Genomic DNA, 24,544 nt, shown 5'->3' on the forward strand with positions numbered 1-24,544 from the left:
GGCGCGCCCAGGAGTGTTCGATCACTACAGCCGGACATCTGCGCGGCCGACCTCGAGCGAGCGGACTCGTACGGCATGCCACCGCTGGGAGAACTCTGCGGTCGGACAGGAAAGGATCCCCGATTACTGGTGCTGGCCACGGCGCGCAAACCCGGTCTCCTGCGGCGCGCGTTCGACGCCGGTGCGCGCGGTTTCGTGGACCAGGAGAGCTCGCCGCAGAGACTCCTCTCCGCGATCCGAAGAGTGGCCGCGGGTGAGCGTTTCGTCGACGACTCGCTCGGCTTCGGCTTCCTCCAGGCGGCGCGGATGCCGCTGACGAAAAGGGAGTTGAGCGTACTGTCACTTGCCGCTGACGGCGCCTCCGTCGCGGAGATCGCCGGCAGTCTCCACCTGTCCACCGGGACCGTACGCAACTACATGGCGGCCATCACGCGAAAGACGGGCGCCCGCAACCGCGTCGACGCCATCCGGATCTCGCAGGGCGAGGGCTGGGTGTGAGGGGCCCGACCAGGCCCCGACGAGGTCTCGGTAGAGCGGGCAGCGTTCCAGCAGGTCGGCGTGGTCGCCGTACGCGGTGCGGCTGCCGTCCATGACCAGCACCCGGTCGGCCCGCAGCGCGGAGCTGACCCGGTGCGCCACCACCACGAGGGTGCCGCCACGCCGGGCGAAGGCGCGCTCCGCGCGTGCCTCCGCCTCGGGGTCGAGGTGACAGGTCGCCTCGTCGAGCAGGACCAGGGGGGCGTACGAGAGGTGGGCGCGCGCCAGCGCGATGAGCTGGCGCTCGCCCGCCGACAGGTTTCCCGGCGTGACCTGGCCCGTCGGCCCGCCCAGCCTGTCGACCAGGGCGGTCATCCCCAAGTCCGCTGCCGTGGACAGTAGTTCGGCCTCCGGTACGGTTTCCTGCCGCAGCTGGCCGAGGTTCTCGGCGAGCGTCCCGGTGAAGACGTACGCCTCCTGCGGGATCAGCACGCGGCGCTGGGTGGGACGGGTGCCGGGCACTCCGTGTATGGCCACGGAACCGCCGGTCGGTTCGAGGAGGCCGGCCATCAGCGCGGTGAGGGTGGACTTGCCGATGCCGCTGGGGCCCACGATCGCCAGGTGGGTGCCGTGCGGGACCGACAGGTCGAGGTCCTCGATGACGGGCTCACTGAAGGGGCCGTAGGCGAAGGTGAGGTGGGAGAGGGTGACCGCCGCGGGCGGGGCCGAGTGCGTTGTCGTAGCCGCCGAGGGGCTCGGTTCCGGCACATCTGCCGGTGCCGGCTTCAGCCCGGTGTCCGGGGCCGACCTGCCTGCTGCCGCGATGTCCGTTGCCGTCCTGCCCGCTTCCGCGGCGGCGGGGTCGGCGGGCGAGAGGCGGCGCAGGACCACCGCCAGCCGGGAGCCGCTCGTGCCCAGGCCGTGGATGAGGTTCTGCAGTGCGGGCAGCAGGGACTGGCCGACGTACGCGAGGGCGCCCACCAGGGCTCCTGCCGTGACGCCGTGCGCGAGGAGCCAGGGCGCGGTGGCGAGCAGGAGCACGAGCGGGAGCTGTCCGCCGATCGTCAGGGACACCACGCGCACCACGCCCCAGCGGGCCAGTGAGCGCGCGGCGCGCTGCTCGGCGCCGATCCGCTCCCGCGTGCCGGCCGCGACCTGGTCCTCGGCGCCGGCCGCCGTGATGTCCCGCAACCCCGGGCAGACCAAACCGAGTTGAGCGGCGAGTTCCTCGTCGGCCACCAGGAAGGCCTCCTGACGGCGGGTCAGCGGACGCAGGGTCAGTGCGAACAGGCCCACTCCCGCGACGAGCGGCGGCACCACCACGAGAAGCAGCAGCGGGGCGAGCGAGAACAGGCCGATCAGGGCGCCCGCGGCGGTGAACACGAAGGAACGCGACACCATCACGATCCCCGCGAAGGTGTCCCGGGCGATCTCCACCTGCTGGGTGAGCCTGGACAGTGCGCCCCTGTCCGCGTCCCGCACCCCCCGGTCGACCACGTCCCGCACCAGCCGGTCCCGCAACGGCTCCACCAGCGCGGCCACGGCGGCGTAGACCCGCCCTGTGCCGTACGCCCCGGCGATGACGGCGACGGCCGCCGCCCCGAGCCAGCCGAGTCCCACCGTCGCCCGCCCGGCCAGGAAACCCGCGTCGAGAGCACGAGCGAGCGCGAACCCCGTGAGGAAGGTCTGCCCGGACTCCAGCACGGACCACGCGGCGAGCCGTACGACCACCCGCCACCTGGCACGCAGGAAGCGGAACCCGCGACGGTACATCCGCTCGCCGCTCATCGGCCGCCTCCGGCACGCTCCCGGCCCGAGGGCCCGGCGTCCGCGTCCAGGGCCGCGCCGACCCCGAACACCCGCCGGTACTCGGCCATCGTCCACAGCTCCTCGTGCCGTCCCACCGCCCGCACCCGGCCTCCATCCAGCCAGGCCACGGCGTCCGCCCGCGCCGCCGTCGACGCCCGGTGGGCGACGATCAGGCGGCTGCACCCCGGCATGTCCCCGAAGAGCGCCCCGGTGACGTGGTGTTCGGTCACCGTGTCCAGGCTCGACAGCGCGTCGTCCAGGATCAGCAGCCGCCCGCCGCGAGCGAACGCCCTTGCCAGGCCCAGGCGTTGGATCTCCCCGCCGGACAGTGGAGCGTCGGCGCAGGGTGTCGCGTAGCCGTCCGGCAGACGTCGTACGAAGTCGTCGGCGCGGGCCGTGCGGGCGGCGGCCCGGATCCGCTGAGCGGAGGGCGTGGGGCGGCCGAAGCCGATCGTGGCCTCGACGCTGTCGCCGAGCAGGGCGGGACGCTCGAAGGCGTAGCCGACCTCGCGGCGCAGGTCGCGCCGGTCCAGTTCGCGCAGTGGTACCCCGTCCAGGAGCACGTCACCCTCGTCCGGGTCGGCCAGCCGGCCGGCGAGGGACGCGAGCAGCGACTTGCCCGTGCCCGAGCGCCCGACGACGGCCAGGGTCGTCCCGCCGGGGACGACGAGGTCCACCCCGTCCAGCACGCTCCGACCGCCGCGGCGCACCGTGACGTCACGCAGTTCCAAGTGCCCTTCCCCAGGCGGGAGATGACGGACTCCCTGTTCCGTCACGGGCACGTCCAGCAGATCGCCGAGGCGGTGTGCCGAGGCCCGTGCCTCGATCAGCCCGCCGAGGCGGCCCACGAGGACACCGACGCCGGCCGCCAGTACCGCGTACCGGGAGGCGGCGAGCAACTCACCGACGCTCAGCGCGTGCCGGGTCAGCAGGAGGCCCGCTGTGGCCAGCACCGCGATCTGCAGCAGTGGCGCCACCGCGACAGCCTGCGCGGCGGCGCGCCCCTGGACACGCCACATCCGGTGGCCCTCGCGAGAGAGTTCGGGAAGCGGCCGCAGGATGCGCGCCACCTCCTTGTCGGCGGTCCCGGCCGCCGCGATGGTGCGTGCCCCGTCGATCGCCTCCGTGAGCGACCCGGCGATCCGGCCCTGTGCGTCCTGGTATCGCGCCACGCACTCCGAGGAGTTGCGGGTGAAACGGGTGAGGAGCGCCGCGACGAGAGGCATCCCGCCGAGGAAGACCAGCGCCAGCCGGTAGTCGATGAGCCAGAGTGCCACGATCGCCCCGAGCGGTGCGGCCAGCGCGGCGAGCACACCGGCGAAGGTGGCAGGAGCGGCTCCCGCCTGGCCGGCGTTGCCCACCAGACGGGCGACGAGTTCACCGGGCCCGAAACGCCGGGCGGCCCGCGGGCCCGCGGCCAGCACATGACCGGTCAACCGCTCGCGCAGCCACGCGGTGGCCCGGGCGTTCGTGGTGGCGCCCAACACCGTCTCGCAGGCGTCGAGCACGGCGAGCACGCACACCAGCGCCGTGCAGTACAGCACCCAGCGCGTGGCGCGGGAGGGGTCGGTCAGCAGGACGTCGAGTGCCCGGCCGAGGGCGGCCGGCAGCAGGAGGTTCGCCGCCGTCGCGGCCAGGGCCATCAGCCCCAGGGACACACAGCGGACACCATTGTGGCGGGCCGCCGCGCGCAGCAGCGCGTCGCCCGTCGGGGCGGACGGGCGGTCGGGGCGGGACGAAGCGTCGGGGCCAGGGGAAACGGTCACCGTGCGGCCTCCCGGAACGAGACGGACCCCGGACGGCCCCGCCTCGTGAAGAGGCGGGAACCGTCCGGAGCCGTGGGCACGGTGCTGTCAGAGACAGAGGGTGATGCTGGCGGCGCTGACACAGGACAGCAGGCTCAGTGTGCTGGGACCGCCGCCGCCGGTGATCTCGTCGGACTCCATCGTCTGCAGGTCGAGAAGGGCCATGTCTTCTTTCCTTTCGTCGTGTTCCCACTGTGGGGACGGGGTGGGTTCACGACTCCGCCGGACGGCGGAGCCGGGTATCAGGGCCGCCGTCGAGGCGGCGGCAGGAACGGCAGTTGTGCGGGGACCTCGCTGTCCAGGGCGGCGCCGAGCGCGAGCAGGCACCCTGCCGTTCCGGTGCCCAGGTCCATCGAGAGGCGCATCATCTGCTGTCCGGGAAAAGCCAGTTGGCCTTGATAGGGCATCGCGAACCAGCCGAGTCCCGCGACCTGCTCGGCGATCCGCTCGGGTGCGGCGCCGGTGCGGCTGAGATGCAGGATCATGCCGGCCCTGCCCTGGAACAGCCCTGGCTGGGCGTAGAAGCGCGAGGTCGAAGCGGTGAGGATGCCCGCGCGCGCCTGCTCGAACTCGTCCTGTGCGGCGCTCGGTTCGTCCTTGGTGTGTCCGAGGTGGTCGTCCAGCACCATGCCGACTCCGGCGCTGCCGTCGCCGAGGTAGGGCAGCGTGCGCCAGCCCTCGTCGACCTCCAGGCTGCCGCCCGGGTGCTTGACACAGCACTCCAGGTCCCGGCGCAGCGCCTCGGTGGCCGACGCGAGCAGCGCCGGATCACCGGTCGACTCGTACCGGCGGAGCAGGAACAGCGCGGGTCCGCTCGCGCCCCGTAGGAGCCCGGCACGTCGCTTCTTCGTGGCGGGGCGCGGCTCGGCCAGGCGTTCCTGGAGGATCCGCGCAACCTCCGCGGCCCGTGCCTCCAGCTCCGGTTCTCCGGCCGTACGGCCCAACTCGTCCAGGACCAGGCCGAGTCCGGCGAGACCGCCCTGGAGGTCGGACGACAGCTTCTGCCACTTCTCGTGGAGGACGGTGTCGAGGAGGTCCAGCGCCCGTCGCCGGTGCCCGAGGCGGTCAAGGACGTAGGCGACGCCCGCGAGCCCGTCGTACAGCCCGAGCGGTGTTCCGGCCGGCAGCGGGTCCGTGTGGTCGAGGAGCCAGCGCTCGCCCTCCTCGTACCGGCCCGCGCCGGTCTGGGACAAGGCGTACAGGACACCCGCCGCGCCGTACGCGAGCCCGAGCCCGCCGCCCTCGGAGAACTGTGCGACATCGCCCGGGAAGAGGCGGTCGTCGCGCTCCGGGGTGGCCGAGGCGAGGATCGCCTTGACCATCGAGTCACGGCTGTACGGCCAGTCGCCGGGCTCGGCGAGAGTGGCGTACGGCGCGGAGGACACGGCGGACGGTGCGGAGGTGACGGCGGCCGGTGAAGTGGCCGTGGACGACGGCGAGGTGGCCGCGGATGAAGGTGAACCGGCCGTAGCTGATGGTGAAGTGGCCGTAGATGACGGTGAACCGGCAGCGGACGGCGTCGCGTTGGTCCGGGAGGACGCCGGGGTCCGGACGATCTCGGTGACCGCCTCCTCCAGAAACTCCCGCGGTACGTCCGGGAACTGACCGAGGATCACCTCGGCGAGATGCGCGGCCTTCGCCCGGTCGACCACGAACAAGGTGGTGACCGGCATGAACAGGGCCAGCCGCAGGCACGCCAGCGCGTACCGGTCCACGTCCGCGCCGGTCCGGTCGGGCGGCGCGAAGAACCCCGGGTGGGCGACGACCTGACGGCCGCCCTCCTCGATCGGAGCCGCCGCCTCGAAGTCGAGGAGGGAGACCGACTGTTCGTCGGGGGCGACCATGATGTTGAAGACGTGCAGGTCGTTGAAGGCGATCCCGCGCTCGTGCACGGCCTCGACCACTTCCTCGACCATGCGGTGGATGCGCAGCGCCCACGCCGTGTAGTCGGCGACGGCGGCCGGGTCGGGATCGGGGGAGAGCAGCGGATGCCGCTCGGCGAAGTAGGAGTTGAGCGGGCGCCCCTCCAGGAAGCTCATGACGAGGAAGCGGTGGTCGCCGAGGGTGAACCAGTCACGCACCTCGGGCACCACTCCGAGCCCGGACACCCGCTCCAGGGCGTACTTCTCCCTCGCGAGCCGGGTGACGGCGTCCGCCCCGTCGGCGGCGAGCCCCGCGTGCGGCCGCCCTTCCTTGAGAACGACCCGCTGTCCGTCCCGGGTGTCGACGCCCGAGTACACGCCGCCGCCGTTGGAGAAGTGCAGCGCCTTCTCGATGCGATACGGCAGGTCGCCGACCGTCGTGGTGTTGCGTGCCGCGAGCTGGGGTTCCAGGAACGCCGGCAGTTTCACCCACTCCGGCACCTGGAAGGAGGGCGCGCGCCGGTCCGGGACCAGTCGGCCCTCACCGTCCGTCACGGCGGGCACCAGCGTGCCGCGGTCGTCGACGACGAAGGACCGTGCGAAAGCGCCGTAGCGCACGTACAGCGGTCCCTCGTTCCAGCGCAGATCGGTGAGGATGTACGGCCCGTCGAGGCCTTCGAGCAACGCGCCGAGTTCCTCCAGCACCGTCTGGAGCTGCTGTTCGTCGGCCGGGTAGAGGGTGACGAACTTGCCGCTTCCGTCGCGGGCCGCGTACTTCACGTTCCGCAGGTGCAGCAGGTGCGGTCCGGGGACGAACTTGAACGGGATCGCCCTCGGCACGCAGTAGTCCCACACGATTTCCGCGATCCGTTCCGCGTTCTCCCGCGTGGCCGAGGCGTGGATCTTCCACCCCTGCGCCGGCCCGGACCGCGGCCTGCCCTCCGTGTCGACGGGCGTCAGTGCCAGCCAGTCGCCGATGCGGGCGGCCCGCCATCCGGCGGGTACCGCGCGCTTGGCCGTCTCGTAGACGGGCGCCGCCTCGCGCCCCTCTCCGGCCAGCCGGTCGGGCGTCTCGTAGAAGTGTCTGTCGGCCAGTGCGTAGACCTCGTACCGCGTGTCCATCGAAACCCCCTCCGGCTCTTGATTGAGAGTTCCACCTCATCCCGGGCACGGACAGTCACACCTGTCACGAGGTCACCGTGAAGAATGCACGGCCGTCGCCGGTCGGAGAGCGAGGAGAGCGACGACCGCCGTCAGAGAGTGGCTCCCGCCCGCCTAATGAGGGTTGTGAGCGTCGCCGGAGCGGCCCGCTCGCCGGCCGTCCTCCTCCAGCCGACGGGAGATCGCGCGGGCCGTCGCCCGTACGGCGGGGCCGAAACCCGCGTCCGCGAAGCCGGTACTGGGCGCCACGACCGACAACGCCGCCACCACCTCGTGGCCGTCCCGCACCGGCGCGGCCACGGTGGCCAGTCGCCAAGGACGTTCCTGCCTGCCGAAGACGTGATCGCCACGCCTCACCTCGGCGAGCACGCGGCGCAGATCCGCCGGGGTGGGGATGTCCTCATGGCCCCGCGTGGGCTCGTAGGTGGCGATGGCGTGGTCCTGCACAGCCGTCGGAGCGAAGGCGAGCAGCACCAGCCCGGCGCCGGTGGACGCGAGCGGAAGGCGGCCTCCCACGCGGTACTGCACGGGGCTGGCGTCCAGAGCGGACAGGCGTTCGACGAGCAGCGCCTCCTGCTGTTCGCGTACGGCGAGCAGCACATGCTGTCGTGTCACATGGAAGAGGTCCTCCATGAACGGCATGGCCACCGCTCGCAGCCCGTGGCCACGCGGCGCCAGGGACGCGGTCTCCAGCAACCGCAGTCCCACGACGTAGCGGCCGTCGTCGAGACGCTCCAGCGCACCCGCCTGGACGAGGGACCGGGCGAGCCGCAGGGCGCTGCTGCGTGGAGTACCGCTCCGCTGCGCGAGTTCGGCGAGGGTCTGTGCACGATGTTCATCGTCGAACGAGCCGAGCAGGGCGAACGCCCGATCGACAACCGGTTGGCCCGCGGTGGGCTTCCCTCCACGCCTGGGCCGCGGCCCGCTGCCGGAGGCAGGTGTTTCATTCATCGGCATCACCCATGCCACTCTACGGCGACGTTCCTACGGTGGTTCTGACACGGATTCGCCAGCCCAGGGAGCCCTCGTATGACCCCGACCGGCCTCATCGACGTCCACGCCCACTTCGTCACCGACAGTTATGTCGCCGCCGCCCGATCCGCGGGCATCGAACACCCCGACGGGATGCCCGGCTGGCCCCCGTGGAGCGTCGAACAGCATCTAGATCTGATGGAACGCTCGGGGATCGAGAAGTCCTATCTGTCGATCTCCTCCCCGGGTGTGCACTTCGGGGACGACGCCGCCGCACGGGCGCTCGCGCGGGAGGTCAACGTGTTCGCCGCCCGCGTCCGCGACGAGAATCCGCGACGGTTCGGACACTTCGCCGCCCTGCCTCTCCCCGACGTCGAGGGCTCGCTCGCCGAGGCCGTCCACGCCCTCGACACCCTCGGTGCCGACGGGGTCGCCGTGGAGACCAACCATCACGGCCTCTATCTCGGTGACCCCCGGCTGGAACCGCTCTGGAAGGAACTCGACGGCCGCGGCGCCGTCGTCTTCGTCCACCCCACGTCACCGCCGCACGCCGAAGAACTCGCCCTTGGCCGCCCGCGGCCGATGCTGGAGTTCCTCTTCGACACCGCGCGCAGTGCGAGCGACCTGCTCCTGGGAGGCGTCCTCACCCGCCATCCACGGATCCGCTGGGTGCTGACCCACGGTGGGGGAGCACTACCGCTGCTCGCCGACCGCATCGACCTCTTCGCCGCCTTGCGGGGCTCCGGTCCCGTAGACGCACCCAGCGCCCTGGAGCAGCTCGGCCGCCTCTGGTACGACATGGCCGGCACGCCCTTCCCGCGCCAGATCCCGGCGCTCGACGCCGCGTTCGGCACCACCCGCCTCCTGTACGGCAGCGACTACTGCTGGACACCCGCCGAAGGAGTGCTCGCGCAGGTCGCGGCCATCGACTCGGCGGCCCAGCCGTCCACCGCCGACACCTGGCGAGACCTCACCACCCGCAACGCGCGCCGGCTGTTCGACTCGTGATGATCGGGGCGCCGGGGGAGCCCCGGCGCGTGGGCACCGGGCCGAGCCCGGCGCGCACGGTCCACGTCACCCGGTCCAGGTCACTTTGTCCACGTCACCCGGTCCACGTCGCCGTGGCCGCGGTGACCGTGACGCCGGGACCGATGCCCACCAGCACGCCGCGCGCACCGTCCGCAGGCGGATCCTCGTGCGTTCGCGCCAGGACGTTCAGGACACTGACGCCGCCGAGGTTGCCCACCTGACGCAGGGTGGCCCAGGAGTGCCGGGTGAGCCGCTCCTTGTCGTCGAGATCGGTCGCCCGGTCGATGCCGAGCCCGAGCGCGACGTCCTCGATGATGCGCGGGCCTCCGGGGTGGACGATCGCGAACTCGACTTCATGCAAACGCTGTTGAACGAGATGTTCGCGTAGGGCGGGCATCGTGTCATTGACGGATTCGGTGGCCGACCTGTCCGACCCGAAGTGCATCCCGCCGGATTCCAGCCTGCCGAAGTACCGGTGGCGGGTGCGCGGCAGGACGTACTCCCAGGTGCTGTCGACGCGCAGGCCGGGACCGAGCGGGGTGCCGGTCACCACGCAGGCGCCGGCGGAGTCGCCGAACAGCGTCTTGTAGATCATCGACTCGTGAGTCGTCTCACGGTGGTTGTAGACGGAGCTGAGCTTCTCCGCGACGACGACCAGAACGGTGGCTTCGGGGTGGGCGGCGATGTGCTCGGCGGCCTTCGCCAGTGCCTGTGCGCCGCCGACGCAGCCGAGGGTACTCATGGGAACGCGCCGGACGTCCGGCCGTAGCCCGAGCTCCTCGACCAGGTGGACATCGAGGCCCGGCGTCGTCCACGAGGTGGTGTGGGAGGTGACGACGCAGTCCACGGAGCGGGCGTCGAGGCCGGTCCTGGCGAGTGCCTGGCGCGCTGCGCCGACGCCGAGGGAAGCGGCGTCGGCGAATGACACGCGGCTCCGTTCGGCGGCCGGTGCATCGCCGGAGACCGAGGGGTGCGCGAGCGGCCGCGTGAACCTACGGGTCTCGACCTGCGTACGCCGGGCGAACCGCAACCCGACCTTGAGCTTCGGCAGACCGGGGTTCGCGCGCTCGATGTCCGAGCAGATCTCGTCCATGGTGATCTCGTGGGGCGGCAGGGCGATGCTGGGACAGCTGACATAGGCAGGACGCATGAAGGCGACTCCGGGGTCCGTCAAGTCGATGGCGACATCAGCCGGACACGGCGACCGACCGACCAGAACGGCAGAGCGGTGCTGTCACGCACGCGGCGACCGCCGCCCCGGCCGGTGAAGTGGCCACCGCCGCCCGCCGCTGCTGTCAGTGGATGCAGCCGCCCGAACAGAGGATGGTGAACTCCGCTGTACCCGGGCGAAGTTGGGAGACGTCCCACGGCAACGGCTTGGCGGCCGCGGTACGGCCGGGCTCGGCCGCGGAGGCGCCGGACGTGAGGCCCACGGTGAACGCTACGGCGGCCAGTAGTCCTGCGGACAGGCGAGCGGTTACGCGCATGATGGTTCCCCCTGGTCGGAAACGGGCCGCCCGGATCAGGACCGCCCGCCCGTCAGTCTCACCTCTCCTCAGCCGCGCACCAATGCTTTCGACCCCGATCGAAAGGTGCAGGTCATTGGGGAGGCCCGGGTGGCCGGCGCCGGACCGAGGCGGCCGGTCACCCAGACGGACACCCCGCGCCGGGGAACCTGGCGCGGGGTGTCCGTGGGCTCGTCGAAGGTCAGGTCAGGCGCAGAGGACCCGGGTCTCGGGGGTGTACACCGGCCCGCCGCTGTTGTTCGTGGTGTCGCTGAACTCGGCATAGTAGTAGGAGTAGAAGCCGATGTTGCCGTTGCAGCCGGAGTCGGCGGCGACCTGCAGGGTCAGCGTCACGGTCCGGCTCTGGCCGGGCGGGATGGTGGATCCGTAGTTCGGGCCGAGGTTGGCGGGTCCTGTACCGGCGCACGGGACGCTGCCCGTGTCCGTGGTCAGACTGCAGCCGGTGAAGCTGTACTTGAGGTCGGGCCGCTGCGTGGTCAGCCACGTCGGGTCGATCGTCTGGTAGACGAACAGGATGTCGTGGGTCTTGTTGTTGGTCAGCGTCATCGAGAGTTGCACCGTGCCGCCTGGCGTCGTGGTGGCGGAGTCGGTGGCGAACGTCAGGTCGGCGTCCGCCGCACTCGCACTCGGGGTCAGGCCGAAGACGGCGAGGAGGAAACCGAGGAGGGTGGCGAGACCCAGGCGTCTCATACGTGGTGATCGCATGGCCCGTGAGGCTAGGCGGATCACGCGCGCCCCGTCTGCCCCGCGACGATCACCCCGACCACGGACCGGCCGAATGTGTTCCTCGTGTGACAGCTGTGAGGCGAGCGTGTGAAGTGGGTGCCCCGGTCGCATAGGTGCACGGCATGGGGAGGAGACGCGGGGCGCGCGGGGGCGAGGACACGCCGGTCGGCCGCGAGGTGGTGGATGCCGATATTGGCGTAATACCTGCGCGGGACACCGAAACGGGCGGACCGCTGACGGATGACCGCACAACCGAGGCATTCCTGGTACGGCAGGAACCGAACTCCTCGCTGAAGTCGGGCCGTTCGAAGTGACCAGCCCTTCGAGCGAGCTCCGGCCGGTCAACCGGACGCGGCCGGCGCACGGACAGGACCAGCCGGGCGCTGTGCACATCGGGTGGTGATCGAAGCGCGCGCCCTTGTGGCCCCACGCTCTTTACGCTTTCTTGATTCGCATGACGGAGACCAGTGGGAAGTCAGAGTCGGGGGAGTCCACCGCCCAACCGCGCAAGTCGAGTTGGAAGTACATCGGACCCGGCATCGTCGTCGCGGCGACAGGCGTCGGAGCGGGCGACCTCGTCGCGACGCTCGTAGCGGGAAGCAACTTCGGCTACACCCTGCTCTGGGCCGCGGTCATCGGCTGCGTGGTCAAGATCTCGCTCGCCGAGGCGGCCGGCCGCTGGCACCTGTCCACCGGACGGACCCTCTTCGACGGCTGGGCGAGCCTGGGCCGCTGGACGACGTACTTCTTCGTGGTCTACGTGGTCATCTGGGGCTTCGTGTACGGCGCGGCGGCGATGTCGTCGAGCGCGCTGCCGCTCCAGGCACTGTTCCCCGACGTCTTCCCGGACGACTGGTCGATCAAGCCGTGGGCGATCATCTGCGGCCTGGTGGGTCTCGTGTTCGTGTGGTTCAACAGGTACGAGGTCTTCGAGAAGGTCATGACCGTGCTGGTGGGCGTGATGTTCGTCGTCACGGTCTACCTGGCGATCCGCGTGACCCCCAACCTCGGCGACGCCTTCGCCGGCCTTCTCCCCGTCCTCCCCGACGAGAAGGACTCGATCCTCAACACGCTGGGCCTGATCGGCGGGGTGGGTGGCACCATCACCCTTGCCGCGTACGGCTATTGGGTCAACGCGAAGGGGTGGACGAACACGGGCTGGATGAAGGTCATGCGCCTGGACAACCGCGTCGCGTACATCACCACCGGCATCTTCGTCATCTCGATGCTCTTCGTCGGCGCGGAACTCCTGCACTCCGCGAACGTCGCCATCGCGAGCGGGGACAAGGGCCTCATCCAGTTGAGCGACATCCTGGAGGCGGAGTACGGCACGGCGACCGCCAAGTTCTTCCTGATCGGCTTCTTCGCCACGTCTTTCACCTCGCTGATCGGCGTCTGGCACGGCGTGAGTCTGATGTTCGCGGACTTCGTGGAGCGCTACCGCGGCACCAGGACCACCGGGGAGGAAGTGGCGGCGGGCACCCGGGAGAAGTCCTGGCCGTTCCGTGGGTATCTGCTCTGGCTGACCTTCCCGCCGATCGTCCTCCTCTTCCAGGGCCAGCCGTTCCGTCTGGTGATTCTCTACGGCGTCCTGGGCGCTGCCTTCCTTCCCTTCCTGGCCCTCACCCTGATCTGGCTCCTCAACTCCTCGCGCACACCGCGCGAGTGGCGCAACGGCCTGCTCAGCAACTCCATGCTGGCCTTCGCCGGACTGCTCTTCCTGGTCCTGTGCGTGAAGCAGGTCTGGGACCAGCCGTGGGCGGACTTCTTCTAGCCCGAGCCGAGTTCGCCGCCGGCCCCGCCTCGTGACGGCCTTCGTGGGGAGGTCGTCACGGGCGACGATCCTCGGCATGTCAGTGCCCCATGGCACGATCGCGAGCATGACATCGATCGACGAGCGGCTCGTTGCCGAGACAGCTGCCGAGTACGGCGTTCCCGTCCCCGTCGCACAGGAGCTGATGGCGCAGTCCAGGCCATGCCTCTATCTGGTGCCGCACAACGAAGTACCGCTCTCCCGAAGGGATGTTGCGCGCCCCGCGGCCCGAACAGGCGGGCTTCCCGCCCTCCCTGACGGAGTGGAATGGCCCGAGGGGAGGGAACCGCTCGTGCTGAGTGTCGACTGCGCGGCCCTGCCCCGCGAATTCCTGGACATCGAACTGCCCGTCGATGGACACCTGTTGTTCTTCACCGACATCGAGTACCCGCCGGACTCGTCAGCGGTGCTGCACGTCCCTGCCGGAGCACACACCACGGAGCGTGCCGCGACGTACGAACTGGGTGGCGAGGCGGTGGAGACCAGGGTCTACGAACCGCGCACCTTGTATCCCCTCCCCGGACTGACCTTCGACAGCGAGTGGGACGGTGGCCCGGAGACCCGCGCGTTCCTGGACGACGGCGGTGACGAGGACGCGCTGGAGGGTTTCGAGGAAGCCATCCTGGACAAGGCGGCGGGGGGACAGCATCCCGGTGTCTGTGTGCAGATCGGCGGGTTCTCCGATCCATGGGACATGGCACCGGACGAGGGCGATCTCGTACTCCTCGCGCAAATAGCCGGGCAGGCGATCGACTACAACGTGTTCACCATGAATCTGATCGTGGGCACCAGGGAGGACATCGCCGCCAGGAAGTTCGCCGCCCTGCAGTACGAGCAGCAATGCTGAGCCGGACCCTCGTCGGGGGAGCCGGCTCGCCTCTCCCGCCGTGGCGCCGCGCGGGTCACCGTTGGTCGGAGTCAGCCGGATCCGGCTGAAAGAAGTGGGCCAGGTCGGAGGCCAGGGCTTCGGGGGCCTGTTCGGCGACATGGTGCCCCGAATCGATGCCGTGCCCGCGGACGTTCGTGGCCCACCTGCGCCAGATCGCGAGGGGATCGCCGTAGAGGTCTTCGAGGTCATCCTTGAGCGACCAGAGGATCAGCGTCGGGCAGGTGACGCGTGTGCCGGCGTCCCGGTCGGTCTCCTCGTGCCGCCGGTCGATGGTGAGGCCGGCGCGATAGTCCTCGAGCATCGCCCGGACCACGTCGGGATTGCGAGTGGCCTGCCGCCATTCCTCGTAGTTCTCCGGCCCCATGACGCCGGGATCACCGTGGTACCAGCTGTCGGGGTCGGCGTTGATGACCCGCTCGGGGATGTCCGGCTGCGCGAAGAAGAACCAGTGCCACCACTGGGTGGCGAACTCGGCCGTGATGCGTGACAGATGCTCCGTCAGGGGCAGACAGTCCAGGAACGCCACCCGGGAGACGGCGTCGGGGTGGTCGAGCGTGAGGCGCAGCGCCACGCTGCCCCCACGATCGTGTCCGGCGAGCGCGAACCGGTCATGTCCGAGCTGACGCATGACGGCCACCACGTCCCCGGCGACCGCACGCTTGGAATAGCCCGCGTGATCCGCCGTGAATCGCGGACCTCTGGAACGCCCGTAGCCCCGCAGGTCAGGACAGACCACGGTGTGACCGGCTTTCACGAGCCGCGGAGCGACCCGATGCCAGGTCGCCGAGGTGCGGGGATGACCATGCAGCAGCACGACCGGCGGACCGTCTCCTGCGAAGCGGACGAAGATGGATGCCTCACCGACGTCGACCCGTGTCTCGTGAAACCCCTCGAACATCCCAGCCTCCTTCAGTCCGGCCCGCGCGCCACCTCCGGCTGGAGGAGGCACGAAACGAGTCTTCCTCCTGCCCTCATGGGCAACGGCCATGCACGCGGTGGAAGGGGGGCATCAAGAGGAGACCGATCCGCGCGTCTGAACCACTGACGGAGGCGCCCCCGTCAGCGAACGGGCCGGGCGCGGCCGACAAGACGCAGACTTCACCCGCACCCGCACCCGTTCCCGCACCCGCTCGTGTCAACTGCCGCTCCGGGGGAGCTAGTCGTCGGCGCTGGGGACGGCCAGCGGGTCGCCAGGAGCCCCATCCTTCGCCTTCTCCATCTGCTCGCCGAGATCGAGGAGACGGTTTCGACCCATGGCCTTGCGGACCTCGGGGAACCACTCCTTCTCTTCTTCCTCGACGTGATGGCGCACGTTCTCCATGAGGACGTTCATCTTGGCGTCGAACCGCTCATCAGCGGGATCGAGGTCCTTGAGCTCGGAGAGCATCCACAGCACCACGTGATGCTCCTCGACACTCTCCAGTACGTGGTCCGTGGTGTCCGGCGCGGCTTCCCGGGAGGCCGGGTAGAAGATTTTCTCCTCGATCCAGGTGTGCGTGGTGAGTTCCTTGATCACCTTGTCCGCGATCTTCCGCTTCTCGACGTGGGCCTTGTCGCCGGCCTTCTCGAACTGTTTGAACAGCTGCTCCACGGTCTTGTGGTCCTCTTTGAGCAGGACGATCCCGTCCATGTGACTCTCCTTCGCACCGGTCACGGGGCGGCACGACTGCCGGCCCTGACGCCGTGTACCCGGTGCGGAGGACGGAAGTCCCTTTCGGCGAGCGCTGTGGCTCGGACAGGCGAACGTCATCCGCCGAACGCAGTCAGCCGCCGTACGGGCTCAGGGGTCTGTCGAGGCCGACTGGGCGGCCCGGTCCTGCGGGCTCCGGTGTCCGTTGCCGCCCCCGTTATCGCAGCCTCGGCCACTGGCCGGACCGAATGGCGGAGACGGGGACCTCGACTGAGTCAGCGGCGCGCCGCGAGGTCCAGGGTCCACCAGGCGCCGCCCGGACCATCTGTCCTGCCGATTCCCGCGTCTTTGTAGCGGCAGGTGAGGATGATGGCCCGGTGCGGCGGACTGCCCATCCACGTACTGACGGCCCCACGGGCGGTGTCCGCTCCCGACAGCACGGCCTCGCCCGAGTAACTGGGGTGGTAGCCGGCCGCCCGCATCCGGTCCTCGGGACTGCTGCCGTTCGTTCCGGTGTGACCGAGGCGCTGGTGACGGGCCATGTCGGTGCTGTGAGCCTGCGCCGCCCGGTTCAGCGCGGCCCGCAGCCGTACTCGCGGGCATCCGGCCCGGCTGCGATGCCGGTTGATCTCGACGGCAGCCCTGGCCGCCGCGCCGGCCGCCTCGCGCTGGAAGGGCGGGCGCCGCTCCGGTGCCGGTTCGGCCACCGGTCCGGGGTCGGGTTGGGGCCACTGTGGCACCTGGTGGGCGGGCGGCGACGGCACGGGCGGGCCGGCGAAGACCTGCGGCGCGGCCAGCAGGGCGGTCACGGCATACACGCCCACCAGCAGGGTCCGGCGTAGTGAGTTCATGGTCTTCTCTCGTGGGGTGTGAGGCGCACGGGGTTCGGTTGGCTGCACAGCTCCACTGCGTTTCGTCACGGCAAGGGGGATGGGATTCGGTCGTGGCGGCACGAAGGCCGGGTGTGCACGACAGGACGGCCACCGCGTGATCAACGGCTCGTCCGTGCCGAAGTAACGCGTGCACAGCCCTGATTCACCGCGGCGCGCACTCCAGCAATCCCGGCGGATCATCCTCGTCCAGCGGTCGCGGTGTGCTGTACAGCAGGCGCAGTTCCTCGGCGGCGGAGTGGTCACCCGCGCAGGCGGCCACGACCGGCAGCGACTTCTTGCGCCGCGAGATCGGCGCCGACCGGCTTTCCGCTGCGCGCGGTACGGCCCCCAGTCCCAGCAGGGTGCAGCAACGTGAACTCGTGCGCGACAATAATGGCGGCCAGGACCCGGCCCGCTGGCTCCCGTGCAACACCCAGGCCACCTGCCGCTGTATCACCGCGTGAACTGGGCAACGCCGGTTGGACAGCCCTGAACGCATGCAGCCCTGAACGCATGGCAGACCTGAACGGGCCGCGGCAAGGTCCGCCGTGCAGCCCGACCCCTCGTTCGGCCGCTGCCCGTATCGAGGGCATCCGCAACGAGCCACCACGCGTGGGCCGTTCACATCCGAAGGTGTGGCATCCGGATCTGCTCGTGCCCTCGTCGCGACGGGCCCCGCACGCCGCGTAGTTCCCGCTCCTCGCGGTCCGTGACGGAACCGACCGCCTGTGCCGCCGGCCCGCGGGCACCGCCCGCGGCAAAGGCGAGAACGACATGGTTGAGTTTTCGAACATCCTCTGGGCGCCGACCGACGAAGACCTCGTGACCGGGCTGCTCCGCAGCCCTGCCGGCACACCGTCACGACGGGAGACCCGATGGCCCTTCAGGAGCTCAACGCCCATACCGCCGTTGCCACCTCCATGCTGAACAACGGCGACAACCCCGAGCACGTACACGCTCTCCGCCATGCCACGTCGGCCGCTGACGGCACGGCGCCAGTCGAACCCGCACCGCGCCATGACGACGAACACGACGTGACCGTCGCCGAAGCCGCGATCGGCTTACTGGAGAGCGAACTTGTCCGCGACGACGGGAGGCGGGCGGAGAAGGGGAGGTCCGCTGTCGCCTCGTATCCGGCCGCGCGGGTTCCCGGCGCCAAGCGGCGGACGAAGGGGGCGCTCGCCGCCATCCGAATCTGGCCGCGCGCGGGCGGCCGCCCAGGTGGCCGCCCAGGTGCCCACCGAGCAGGGCCGACCCCAGCGGTGCCAGACACCTTCGAGACCGCCGGCCGGGGCGCACAGAAGGAGGCGCGCTGATGGACACCAGACACCTCGCCTTCGACGGGTACCTCTACACCCACCCCACCCCCGGCGACGATCCGGGAAGCGTCCGGTTCCAGCTGGTCACCTCGTACACCGACGACGCGGCGGACGACAGGCTCTGGTCCTGCGTCACCGGTGACCGCGACATCGCGTACGCGCTCATCACCGAGACACAGCCCGGCGACCTGCTGCGCGTCTGTGGAACGGTGACGCGATCCGACGGTTCGGGCGAGTCCGCGCAGTTCACCGTCAAAGCCCTGGAGATCCTGGCCACCGCTCCGCCCAGGGTGGCGCACAGCATGGCTCTCGTGCGGTACGGCCCCTACGCCATGGTCTTCGACGCCGACACCGAGTCCGTGCCCGTCTTCACCGAGGCGGGTACCTGGGTCGGCACGGCCGTGAGCTCCGACGCCATCAACGACCTGATCGACGCTCACGAGAACGGTGACCTCGACTGAGCGTTGCTCGCCCATCACCGCGCCATGCCCGCCAACTCGCGCGGGCATGGCGCTTCCCCGCCGCACGGACTGCCAGGACAAGGAGCCCTCATGGCCAGGATCACCTTCAGTATCGAGCCCCGGCACGCCGACTTCACCGGATGCGCGCACCCGGTGAAGCCCTCCGGCCGCCCTCGCGACCCGAACTCCGGCTGCACCGGTCGCGACCACTATCAGGTCGTATGCAGCGAGCACGGTGACGTCGGCGACCCCCACCACGTCAGGCCTCTCGCCGAACTCGGGGTCGTCGCGCACCGCCAGGAGCACCGCGCCGCACTCATGAGCCGCTGACGCGGCACACCCACCATCTGCGGGGCGGCGGTCGAGACGGATCCGGCTGCCCCGCAGCACGGCGGCTCTGCCGGGTCAGCCCAGGGACGCGCTCGCCGCGCGGAGCTCGTCCAGGGCTGCCAGGGAGAGCTCGGCGAGCGCCTTCTTGGAGGCGTCGTCGCTCTCGGACCATTCGGCGAACCCCCGTTTGAACGCGAGGACGCCCAGCTCACCGGCGAGAGCCGCGGTCGGGTCGGGCACTCCGCGGGCGACGAGAGCGCTGGTCATCGCGGCGGCGAGACTCACGCTCTTGAGGGCGTCACGCTCCTGAAGCTCGGTGCTGGCGGCGACGGCCGCCCTCAGGCGAGGGGCGATCTCACGATTCATGGGGCCCATCGCGCTCGAAGCACGCTCAAGACCGGCAGCGACCGCTTCGAGCGGGCTGGCGTCGGCGGGTGCCTCGGCGATTCCCTCGGCCAGCAGCCGGCTCAGCGTTTCCTGTCCCGCCACCAGCAGCCCGCGCTTGTCGGGGAAGTGGCGGAAGAAGGTGCTTTTGGTGACTCCGGCGCGCTCGGCGATCTGCGCGACCGTCGTGGCGTCGTATCCCTGCTCGGCGAACAGGTCCACGGCAGCCACGACGAGGCGTTCGCGTGCGCCCGCTTCCCACCGTCCCATGGACTCATCGTACGTGACGGGACTCTTGTCCCGTCACCTGTTAACGTGATGGGACAAGAGTCCCATCACTTGCAGGAGAGCCCCATGCGTGTCTTTGTCACCGGTGGCACCGGTCTGATCGGGTCCGCCGTCGTCGCCGAACTGATCGGCAACGGCCACACCGTCCTGGCGCTCGCCCGCTCCGACGCGTCCGCACGGGCCGCCGAGGCGGCCGGTGCGGAGCCGCTGCGCGGCGGTCTCGCCGATCTGGACGTACTTCGCGCGGGCGCCGCCCAGGCCGACGGGGTGATCCACCTCGCGTTCAGCAACGACTTCAGCAGCCCCGACGCCCTCACCAAGGCGGTCACCGAGGAGAGCGCCGCCATGGCGGCGCTCGGCGAGGAACTCGTCGGCAGCGACCGTCCCTTCGTCACCGTCTCGGGCACCCCCTATGTGCCGGGCCGCGTCTCCACCGAGGCCGATCCGGTGCCGACCGACGGACCGGTCGGCGGTCGTGGACGCGCGGTCACGAGGGTCCTGGAGCTGGCCTCGCGCGGAGTCCGGAGCACGGCCGTTCGCCTGCCGCGCACCGTGCACAACCAGGGCAACGGCGGGTTCGCCGGAATGCTGACCGGCATCGCACGCCAGACCGGGGTCTCCGGGTATCCCGGCGACGGTGCTCAGCGGTGGCCGGCGGTGCACGCGCTCGACGCGGCGGTTCTCTTCCGGCTCGCCCTGGAGCAGGCGCCGGCCGGTAGCGCCTGGCACGCCGTGGACGACGAGGGAGACGCGGTGCGGGACATCGCGTCGGTCATCGGCCGACGGCTGGGCCTGCCGGTCGAGTCGGTGCCGTCGGAGACATACGGCCCGCTCGGCCCGATCTTCGCCACCGACCAGCCCTCGTCCAGCGCCCACACCCGGCAGACACTCGGCTGGGAACCGAAGCGCCCGCGCCTGCTGGAGGACCTGGAGAACATCCAGCCCTGAGACATCCTGGCCCCGGCCGACGAGCCGTGAACGATCAAGGGCCGGCGAAGTGAGGCCTCGTGCGGGCGGGCGTGAGCGTCACGCATGCGTGAGGTGGACGTCAGGGGCAACACTCCAGGCATGACGACAACGCTTGGCGCCTTCGTTCTGGGTACTCCCGATCCTCCCGCGCTGGCCGACTTCTATCGGGCCCTGCTGGGTTGGGAAGAGGTCGACCGCGAGCCGGAGTGGGTTCGTCTGTCGCCGCCGGAAGGTCAACGACCCAGCCTCAGCTTCCAGTTGGAAACCGATCACATTCCTCCCTACTGGCCGCAGCGCCCCGGTACTCAGCAGATGCAGGCGCACCTCGACCTGCAAGTCGACGACTTGGAGGCGGAAACGGAACGGGCTTGCGCCCTGGGGGCGACGCTCGAGGAGTACCAGCCGCAGAAGGACGTGAGGGTACTTCGTGACCCGCACGGCCATCCGTTCTGCCTCTTCCTTCCGGGTGCTTGATTCTCGATTACTTACGGGGACCGGCTCAGCGCTGCCTCTTGCGGTCGCGGCGGTTCAGCCGGTCCCTCCGCGCGAACGCCTCCGCCGAGATGCGCCGGCAGTGGGTACGCGGGGTGCGGCTCGCCCGATACCGCGCTGCCGCCGCTGGTCGCGCTTCGCTCCCGTTGGATGGTGCGGCACCTGGATAGGGGAGGCGGGTCTCGCCGATACCGGGTTCCTCGGTCCGGGCGGCGAGGCGGCGGCGGACGGATGAGCGGCGCCGGGAGACCGATCGCCGGAGCACCTGAATGGATCACTCATAGCGGGGCACTCAGTCCTGTGCGGAGAGAATGCCCCTAATGCAGCAGAATGGCGGGAAATGACCGGCTGAGGCCGTTCCAGAAACGCCCGAAAAGCCCGAAACGGTAGTCCGCGGTAGCACATCAGGACATAAGCCCATCAGCGCATCCACATCGCTCAGCCCACCACATCGCGGAGGAAGGTCGATCCCGTGTCCGACGACACCCCTCGTTCGCAGCCCCGGCAGCCCGAACCGGAATTCCCGCAGCAGGACCAGGAGCATCCCGGGTGGACGGGTCCCATGGACCCGCCGCCCGACCACGGTGAGGACTCCTACCGGGGCTCAGGACGGCTCCAGGACCGCAAAGCGGTACTGACGGGCGGCGACTCGGGTATTGGGCGCGCCGTCGCGCTGGCCTTCGCCCGGGAGGGCGCCGACGTGCTGTTCACCTACCTGCCCGAGGAGGGCGAGGAGGCGGCGGAGACCACCCGACTCGTCCAGGACGCGGGCCGCACGGCCGTGGCCGTCCCCTGTGACATCCGGGAGGAGGAGCAGTGCCGTCGGCTGGTCGAACGCGCGGTGGAGGAATGGGGCCGCATCGACGTCCTCGTCAACAACGCCGCGTACCAGATGTCGCAGCCGGACGGCATCGCGGCGATCAGTACCGAGCAGTTCGACCGCGTGATGCACACCAACCTCTACGGCATGTTCTGGCTGTCGAAGATGGCGCTGCCGCACATTCCCCGGGGTGGTTCCATCATCAACACCACTTCGGTCCAGGCGTACCAGCCCAGCCCGCACCTGCTGGACTACGCCATGACCAAGGGGGCCATCGTGACCTTCACCCAGGGACTGGCCCAGATGGTCGCCGACGAGGGCGTGCGCGTCAACGCTGTCGCGCCGGGTCCGGTGTGGACGCCGCTGATCCCCGCGACCATGCCGGACACCAAGGAGTTCGGCAAGCAGTCGCCGCTGGGACGTCCCGCGCAGCCCGCGGAGATGGCACCCGCCTATGTCTTTCTCGCCTCACCCGAGGCGAGCTACATCACCGCCGAGATCGTCAACGCCACCGGAGGTACACCGATCCCGTGACGGTGCGAGGGCGCCCGGCCACCCGGCCACTCGGCTGGACCGGGAGAACAGCAGGTTGCGGGCGCCCATTTCGGATACACGGCCGTGAAGCCACAGGCCGCAGGACGACCGAGGAGACGGACAACATGCGTGCACTGACCTGGCAGGGCCGACGGGACGTCCGAGTGGAAACGGTCCCCGACCCGACCATCCAACAGCCCGACGACGTGATCGTGCGGATCACCTCCACCGGGATCTGCGGCTCCGACCTGCATCTGTACGAGGTTCTCGGACCGTTCCTGGACCCGGGCGACATCCTCGGGCACGAGGCCATGGGCGTGGTCCAGGAGGTCGGCCCCGACGTGACCGCCGTCGCCGTCGGGGACCGGGTGGTCATCCCGTTCAACGTCTCCTGCGGCACCTGCTTCATGTGCGACCAGGGACTCCAGTCGCAGTGCGAGACGACGCAGGTGCACGCGTACGGCTCCGGAGCCTCGCTGTTCGGCTACACCAAGCTGTACGGACAAGTGCCGGGCGGCCAGGCCGAGTACCTCCGGGTGCCGTTCGGCAACACGCTGCCCATCAAGGTGCCCGAAGGGCCGTCCGACGACCGCTTCGTCTATCTCTCCGACGTGCTGCCGACCGCCTGGCAGGCCGTCGAGTACGCGGCGGTACCCCCGGGCGGTTCGCTCACCGTGCTCGGGCTCGGTCCGATCGGCGACATGGCGACCCGGATCGCCCAGCACCGCGGGGCGGGACTGGTCATCGGGGTGGACCTGGTGAACGAACGCCTCGACCGTGCCTCCGCGCACGGCGTGACCTGCCTGGACCTGCGCCGTCACGAGAAGGACCTCGGGGACACCATCCGCGACCTGACCGGCGGCCGCGGCACCGACGCGGTGATCGACGCGGTCGGTATGGAGGCGCACGGTAACCCGGTGACCAAGGCCGCCCAATGGGCGACCGGACTGTTGCCGGACGCGCTCGCCCAGCCGTTCATGCAGAAGGCGGGCCTGGACCGGCTGGGCGCGCTCTACGCGGCCATCGATCTCGTACGCCGTGGCGGAACCGTCTCGCTCTCCGGCGTGTACGGCGGAGCCCTGGACCCCCTGCCACTGCTCCGCATGTTCGACAAGCAGCTCCAGTTCCGGATGGGCCAGGCGAACGTGTGGCGCTGGGTTCCCGACATCCTGCCCCTCCTCACCGACGAGGACGTCCTCGGCGTGGACGGTTTCGCCACCCACCACCTGCCGCTGGAGGAAGCACCGCAGGCGTACGCGGCCTTCCAGGCGAAGCGGGACGGCATGATCAAGACCTTGCTGCGTCCTTGAGCTGCCGAAGTGCGCGCATCGGGGATCCCTGCATGAGGGGATGCCCGAACGGGGGAGTACGGCTTCGCGCCAGGGCAGGACCCGTGTGCCCGCCGCGAAGCGGAGGCCTTTGTGTTCGACAGCGCCCCGACCTGATGACCACCGGCTACGCGCGGTAGCCCGACCAGTTTCGGCGTAGCCCTTGAAGCGGCGCGGACGAGGCTCGGGGGCAGGAACGTGCTGGGCGTACGCGGGATCCTGGCCGGGACCGAGCCTGAGATCCCACTGACCGTCGAGCTGGCCCCTGAGTGAGTCGAGGCCACCGCGCTCCTTGAGCCGGGCGGCCCGGGGTCGGGCAGCCCCAGCAGTGCCTTGCGGGTGATCCGGACATCCTCGGCGGCCCGGCCGAGTTCGTCGAGCTGTGCGGTCAGCTACGCGACCCGTTCCCGCATCGTCTCGGCCTGTGCGGTGATCTCCCGTTCCCGCTCCTCCAGCCGCGCCGGCACCGCGCCGAGCGTCAGCTCCCCGCCGGTCATGCGGTGCGCCAGGCCGGTGTGGTCGCCCCGGTCAGCCGACGCAGTATCACCGCGGTCATCGCCCAGTACACCCGCGACTCCCAACTACGGGGCGGATGCTCGTAGTCGCGCACCACCGAACGGCATCCGGTCGCGACGCGCCTGCTGCAGATCACCCGGGGCCCAGATCGCCCTGATGCGCCCCGACCCGCAGACGAGCGCCCTGTGGGAGATGTTCTCCGACCTGATGGGCCTCGACGACGCCCGCCGATACGTCGCCGACATGCTCGCCGACATGCTCGCCGGCATGGACGTCCGGTACGACCTCGACCTGGGCTACGACCACCGGCTCGTCGGCACCCTGTGCCCGGACATGAAGCTGACCCTGGAACGGCCCGACCCGGACGTCGTCACCGCGGTGACCCGGTCGGCGGACCTGCTGCGTGAGGGGCGTCGGTTCCTGCTCGACCTCGTCGACCGCGCGGGGGTCCGCGACTCCGCAGTCGCGTGGATCTGACGGGTCAACACCGTCACCGCCCGCACGGACCGGGTGGACGTCGACGCCACCACGC

Annotated in this window: 23 protein-coding genes and 1 pseudogene; 12 read left to right on the forward strand and 12 right to left on the reverse strand. The window is 70.4% G+C overall.

All coding sequences use genetic code 11. The features are described 5' to 3' along the window. Positions 1-75 precede the first annotated feature (75 nt). Positions 76-414, forward strand: a pseudogene (locus ACIP79_RS31615) (LuxR C-terminal-related transcriptional regulator); the annotation flags it as partial. On the opposite strand, the gene ACIP79_RS31620 reads toward ACIP79_RS31615, so the two are convergent. From ACIP79_RS31620 to ACIP79_RS31640, 5 genes are all read right to left on the reverse strand, one after another. Further along, positions 340-2,265 carry an ATP-binding cassette domain-containing protein gene (locus tag ACIP79_RS31620; RefSeq protein WP_401228645.1) on the reverse strand — a complete coding sequence of 642 codons (1,926 nt, stop codon included), beginning with the start codon at positions 2,263-2,265 and terminating at the stop codon, positions 340-342. The pseudogene ACIP79_RS31615 and the gene ACIP79_RS31620 overlap by 75 nt on opposite strands. Beyond that, positions 2,262-4,052, reverse strand: a complete 1,791-nt coding sequence (locus ACIP79_RS31625) for an ABC transporter ATP-binding protein (protein WP_401228647.1) — start codon at positions 4,050-4,052, stop codon at positions 2,262-2,264. Before ACIP79_RS31625 ends, ACIP79_RS31620 begins: the two co-directional genes overlap by 4 nt. An 87-nt stretch (positions 4,053-4,139) precedes the next feature. Beyond that, a complete protein-coding gene (locus ACIP79_RS31630) occupies positions 4,140-4,256 on the reverse strand; it encodes a SapB/AmfS family lanthipeptide (protein ID WP_383689951.1) in 117 nt (38 codons plus the stop codon). 77 nt (positions 4,257-4,333) lie between these two features. Next, complete coding sequence (gene lanKC / locus ACIP79_RS31635; protein WP_401228650.1) at positions 4,334-7,075, reverse strand: class III lanthionine synthetase LanKC; 2,742 nt, start codon at positions 7,073-7,075, stop codon at positions 4,334-4,336. Between the two features lie 153 nt (positions 7,076-7,228). Further along, a complete protein-coding gene (locus ACIP79_RS31640) occupies positions 7,229-8,065 on the reverse strand; it encodes an IclR family transcriptional regulator (RefSeq protein WP_401228652.1) in 837 nt (278 codons plus the stop codon). 78 nt (positions 8,066-8,143) lie between these two features. Between ACIP79_RS31640 and ACIP79_RS31645 the strand changes: the two genes are divergently transcribed. Then, positions 8,144-9,094 carry an amidohydrolase family protein gene (locus tag ACIP79_RS31645; protein ID WP_401228654.1) on the forward strand — a complete coding sequence of 317 codons (951 nt, stop codon included), beginning with the start codon at positions 8,144-8,146 and terminating at the stop codon, positions 9,092-9,094. 94 nt (positions 9,095-9,188) lie between these two features. Here ACIP79_RS31645 and ACIP79_RS31650 read toward each other — a convergent pair whose 3' ends face one another. The 3 genes from ACIP79_RS31650 to ACIP79_RS31660 form a co-directional block, all read right to left on the reverse strand. Continuing rightward, a complete protein-coding gene (locus tag ACIP79_RS31650) occupies positions 9,189-10,265 on the reverse strand; it encodes a PhlD (RefSeq protein WP_401228656.1) in 1,077 nt (358 codons plus the stop codon). A 145-nt stretch (positions 10,266-10,410) separates the two neighbouring features. Next, positions 10,411-10,602: a hypothetical protein gene (locus ACIP79_RS31655; protein ID WP_401228658.1), complete on the reverse strand. Its 192-nt coding sequence runs from the start codon at positions 10,600-10,602 to the stop codon at positions 10,411-10,413. 225 nt (positions 10,603-10,827) lie between these two features. Next, positions 10,828-11,331: a hypothetical protein gene (locus ACIP79_RS31660; protein ID WP_401228660.1), complete on the reverse strand. Its 504-nt coding sequence runs from the start codon at positions 11,329-11,331 to the stop codon at positions 10,828-10,830. A gap of 490 nt (positions 11,332-11,821) precedes the next feature. Here ACIP79_RS31660 and ACIP79_RS31665 point away from each other — a divergent pair, with 490 nt between their 5' ends. Further along, the gene (locus ACIP79_RS31665) at positions 11,822-13,141 is read left to right on the forward strand and encodes an Nramp family divalent metal transporter (protein ID WP_401228662.1); all 1,320 of its coding nucleotides are present in this window, start codon (positions 11,822-11,824) and stop codon (positions 13,139-13,141) included. Between the two features lie 106 nt (positions 13,142-13,247). Next, complete coding sequence (locus ACIP79_RS31670; RefSeq protein WP_401228664.1) at positions 13,248-14,027, forward strand: DUF1963 domain-containing protein; 780 nt, start codon at positions 13,248-13,250, stop codon at positions 14,025-14,027. A gap of 55 nt (positions 14,028-14,082) precedes the next feature. On the opposite strand, the gene ACIP79_RS31675 is transcribed toward ACIP79_RS31670, so the two are convergent. The 3 genes from ACIP79_RS31675 to ACIP79_RS31685 all read right to left on the reverse strand — a co-directional run bounded on the left by ACIP79_RS31675 (position 14,083) and on the right by ACIP79_RS31685 (position 16,550). Beyond that, on the reverse strand, positions 14,083-14,967 hold the full coding sequence (locus tag ACIP79_RS31675) for an alpha/beta fold hydrolase (RefSeq protein ID WP_401228665.1): 885 nt from the start codon (positions 14,965-14,967) through the stop codon (positions 14,083-14,085). A gap of 258 nt (positions 14,968-15,225) precedes the next feature. Next, positions 15,226-15,699 carry a hemerythrin domain-containing protein gene (locus ACIP79_RS31680; protein ID WP_401228667.1) on the reverse strand — a complete coding sequence of 158 codons (474 nt, stop codon included), beginning with the start codon at positions 15,697-15,699 and terminating at the stop codon, positions 15,226-15,228. 275 nt (positions 15,700-15,974) lie between these two features. Then, positions 15,975-16,550, reverse strand: a complete 576-nt coding sequence (locus tag ACIP79_RS31685; protein ID WP_401228669.1) for a CAP domain-containing protein — start codon at positions 16,548-16,550, stop codon at positions 15,975-15,977. 896 nt (positions 16,551-17,446) lie between these two features. Here ACIP79_RS31685 and ACIP79_RS31690 point away from each other — a divergent pair. The 3 genes from ACIP79_RS31690 (at position 17,447) to ACIP79_RS31700 (ending at position 18,681) form a co-directional block, all read left to right on the forward strand. Further along, on the forward strand, positions 17,447-17,887 hold the full coding sequence (locus tag ACIP79_RS31690) for a hypothetical protein (protein WP_401228671.1): 441 nt from the start codon (positions 17,447-17,449) through the stop codon (positions 17,885-17,887). Next, positions 17,887-18,351 carry a hypothetical protein gene (locus tag ACIP79_RS31695; RefSeq protein WP_401228673.1) on the forward strand — a complete coding sequence of 155 codons (465 nt, stop codon included), beginning with the start codon at positions 17,887-17,889 and terminating at the stop codon, positions 18,349-18,351. The genes ACIP79_RS31690 and ACIP79_RS31695 overlap by 1 nt, the downstream gene beginning before the upstream one ends. A 90-nt stretch (positions 18,352-18,441) precedes the next feature. Next, positions 18,442-18,681, forward strand: a complete 240-nt coding sequence (locus tag ACIP79_RS31700) for a hypothetical protein (RefSeq protein ID WP_383688906.1) — start codon at positions 18,442-18,444, stop codon at positions 18,679-18,681. Positions 18,682-18,756: 75 nt separating this feature from the next. On the opposite strand, the gene ACIP79_RS31705 is transcribed toward ACIP79_RS31700, so the two are convergent. Further along, complete coding sequence (locus ACIP79_RS31705; RefSeq protein WP_401228675.1) at positions 18,757-19,335, reverse strand: TetR/AcrR family transcriptional regulator; 579 nt, start codon at positions 19,333-19,335, stop codon at positions 18,757-18,759. An 84-nt stretch (positions 19,336-19,419) separates the two neighbouring features. On the opposite strand from ACIP79_RS31705, the gene ACIP79_RS31710 reads away from it, so the two are divergent. The 5 genes from ACIP79_RS31710 (at position 19,420) to ACIP79_RS31730 (ending at position 24,489) form a co-directional block, all read left to right on the forward strand. Next, positions 19,420-20,301, forward strand: a complete 882-nt coding sequence (locus ACIP79_RS31710; RefSeq protein ID WP_401228677.1) for an SDR family oxidoreductase — start codon at positions 19,420-19,422, stop codon at positions 20,299-20,301. 120 nt (positions 20,302-20,421) lie between these two features. Then, on the forward strand, positions 20,422-20,796 hold the full coding sequence (locus tag ACIP79_RS31715; protein ID WP_401228679.1) for a VOC family protein: 375 nt from the start codon (positions 20,422-20,424) through the stop codon (positions 20,794-20,796). 490 nt (positions 20,797-21,286) lie between these two features. Then, a complete protein-coding gene (locus tag ACIP79_RS31720) occupies positions 21,287-22,168 on the forward strand; it encodes an SDR family oxidoreductase (protein WP_401228681.1) in 882 nt (293 codons plus the stop codon). 125 nt (positions 22,169-22,293) lie between these two features. Further along, positions 22,294-23,478 (forward strand): zinc-dependent alcohol dehydrogenase, encoded by a 1,185-nt coding sequence (locus ACIP79_RS31725; protein WP_387179398.1) that lies wholly within the window; start codon positions 22,294-22,296, stop codon positions 23,476-23,478. Between the two features lie 690 nt (positions 23,479-24,168). After that, positions 24,169-24,489 carry a hypothetical protein gene (locus ACIP79_RS31730; protein WP_401228683.1) on the forward strand — a complete coding sequence of 107 codons (321 nt, stop codon included), beginning with the start codon at positions 24,169-24,171 and terminating at the stop codon, positions 24,487-24,489. The last annotated feature ends 55 nt before the right edge of the window (positions 24,490-24,544 follow it).

Origin of the sequence: Streptomyces sp. NPDC088747 (genome assembly GCF_044751025.1) — a bacterium.
Taxonomy (GTDB): domain Bacteria; phylum Actinomycetota; class Actinomycetes; order Streptomycetales; family Streptomycetaceae; genus Streptomyces.

Bases quoted from the DNA above. Each gene is read 5' to 3' on its own strand.
- ACIP79_RS31620 (WP_401228645.1), bottom strand. From the start codon at position 2,265: ATGAGCGGCGAGCGGATGTACCGTCGCGGGTTCCGCTTCCTGCGTGCC.
- ACIP79_RS31630 (WP_383689951.1), bottom strand. From the start codon at position 4,256: ATGGCCCTTCTCGACCTGCAGACGATGGAGTCCGACGAGATCACCGGC.
- lanKC (WP_401228650.1), bottom strand. From the start codon at position 7,075: ATGGACACGCGGTACGAGGTCTACGCACTGGCCGACAGACACTTCTAC.
- ACIP79_RS31640 (WP_401228652.1), bottom strand. From the start codon at position 8,065: ATGAATGAAACACCTGCCTCCGGCAGCGGGCCGCGGCCCAGGCGTGGA.
- ACIP79_RS31645 (WP_401228654.1), top strand. From the start codon at position 8,144: ATGACCCCGACCGGCCTCATCGACGTCCACGCCCACTTCGTCACCGAC.
- ACIP79_RS31650 (WP_401228656.1), bottom strand. From the start codon at position 10,265: ATGCGTCCTGCCTATGTCAGCTGTCCCAGCATCGCCCTGCCGCCCCAC.
- ACIP79_RS31655 (WP_401228658.1), bottom strand. From the start codon at position 10,602: ATGCGCGTAACCGCTCGCCTGTCCGCAGGACTACTGGCCGCCGTAGCG.
- ACIP79_RS31660 (WP_401228660.1), bottom strand. From the start codon at position 11,331: ATGAGACGCCTGGGTCTCGCCACCCTCCTCGGTTTCCTCCTCGCCGTC.
- ACIP79_RS31665 (WP_401228662.1), top strand. From the start codon at position 11,822: ATGACGGAGACCAGTGGGAAGTCAGAGTCGGGGGAGTCCACCGCCCAA.
- ACIP79_RS31670 (WP_401228664.1), top strand. From the start codon at position 13,248: ATGACATCGATCGACGAGCGGCTCGTTGCCGAGACAGCTGCCGAGTAC.
- ACIP79_RS31675 (WP_401228665.1), bottom strand. From the start codon at position 14,967: ATGTTCGAGGGGTTTCACGAGACACGGGTCGACGTCGGTGAGGCATCC.
- ACIP79_RS31680 (WP_401228667.1), bottom strand. From the start codon at position 15,699: ATGGACGGGATCGTCCTGCTCAAAGAGGACCACAAGACCGTGGAGCAG.
- ACIP79_RS31685 (WP_401228669.1), bottom strand. From the start codon at position 16,550: ATGAACTCACTACGCCGGACCCTGCTGGTGGGCGTGTATGCCGTGACC.
- ACIP79_RS31690 (WP_401228671.1), top strand. From the start codon at position 17,447: ATGGCCCTTCAGGAGCTCAACGCCCATACCGCCGTTGCCACCTCCATG.
- ACIP79_RS31695 (WP_401228673.1), top strand. From the start codon at position 17,887: ATGGACACCAGACACCTCGCCTTCGACGGGTACCTCTACACCCACCCC.
- ACIP79_RS31700 (WP_383688906.1), top strand. From the start codon at position 18,442: ATGGCCAGGATCACCTTCAGTATCGAGCCCCGGCACGCCGACTTCACC.
- ACIP79_RS31705 (WP_401228675.1), bottom strand. From the start codon at position 19,335: ATGGGACGGTGGGAAGCGGGCGCACGCGAACGCCTCGTCGTGGCTGCC.
- ACIP79_RS31710 (WP_401228677.1), top strand. From the start codon at position 19,420: ATGCGTGTCTTTGTCACCGGTGGCACCGGTCTGATCGGGTCCGCCGTC.
- ACIP79_RS31715 (WP_401228679.1), top strand. From the start codon at position 20,422: ATGACGACAACGCTTGGCGCCTTCGTTCTGGGTACTCCCGATCCTCCC.
- ACIP79_RS31725 (WP_387179398.1), top strand. From the start codon at position 22,294: ATGCGTGCACTGACCTGGCAGGGCCGACGGGACGTCCGAGTGGAAACG.
- ACIP79_RS31730 (WP_401228683.1), top strand. From the start codon at position 24,169: ATGCGCCCCGACCCGCAGACGAGCGCCCTGTGGGAGATGTTCTCCGAC.